A 1,013-nucleotide genomic window follows, 5' to 3' on the forward strand; every position below is an offset into this window, starting at 1 on the left:
ACATCAGAAATCGCAGCCCGAAGCGCTGCGTGAGCGATGCGAGGAAAACCACCATGGAGCGGATCTGGCTCAAGCACTACCCGCCGGGCGTGCCTGCCGACATCGACGTGACTCAATACGCATCGCTGGTCACGCTGCTCGAAGAGAGCTTCACTCAGTATCGCGATCGCAAGGCCTTCATCTGCATGGACAAGGCCATCACCTATCGCGAGCTCGACGAGATGTCGGCCGCGCTCGGCGCCTATCTGCAGAGCAAGGGCCTGAAGAAAGGCGCGCGCGTCGCGGTGATGATGCCGAACGTGCTGCAGTATCCGGTGGCGACCTGCGCGGTGCTGCGCGCAGGCTACGCGGTCGTCAACGTCAACCCGCTGTACACGCCGCGTGAGCTCGAGCACCAGCTCAAGGACTCCGGCGCCGAAGCCATCATCGTCTTGGAGAACTTCGCCAACACCGTGCAGCAGGTGATCGCCCGCACCAACGTCAAGCTGACCATCGTCGGCGCGATGGGCGATCTGCTCGGTCTCAAGGGCGTGATCGTCAACCTGGTGGTCCGCCGCGTCAAGAAGATGGTGCCGAGCTTCTCGCTGCCCGGCTCGGTGTCGTTCAACGACGCGCTCTCGGCCGGCCGCGGCCTGACGCTGAACAAGCCGGTAATCGGGCCGGACGACGTCGCCTTCCTGCAATACACCGGCGGCACCACGGGCCTGTCGAAGGGCGCCACCCTGCTCCATCGCAACATCGTCGCCAACGTGCTGCAGAACGACGCCTGGCTGCAGCCGGCGCTCGCCAAGCCGCCGCATGTCGATCAGTTGCTGATCGTCTGCGCGCTGCCGCTGTACCACATCTTCGCGCTGACCGCGTGCTTCCTGCTCGCCGTGCGCGCCGGCGGCTGCAACCTGCTGATTCCCAACCCGCGCGATATGCCGGGCTTCGTCAAGGAGCTGATGAAGTATCAGGTCAACAGCTTCCCCGCCGTCAAAACGCTGTTCAACGGGCTGCTCCACGGCACGGGG

Annotated in this window: 1 protein-coding gene; it reads left to right on the forward strand. The window is 64.6% G+C overall.

Annotated features, from left to right (window positions below):
- Nucleotides 1-53 precede the first annotated feature (53 nt).
- The coding region (locus tag I5M_RS12775) for an AMP-binding protein (protein WP_031336220.1) at nucleotides 54-1,013 on the forward strand (960 nt) is incomplete at its 3' end.

The organism is Rhodopseudomonas sp. B29 (assembly GCF_000333455.1).
Lineage (GTDB): Bacteria > Pseudomonadota > Alphaproteobacteria > Rhizobiales > Xanthobacteraceae > Rhodopseudomonas.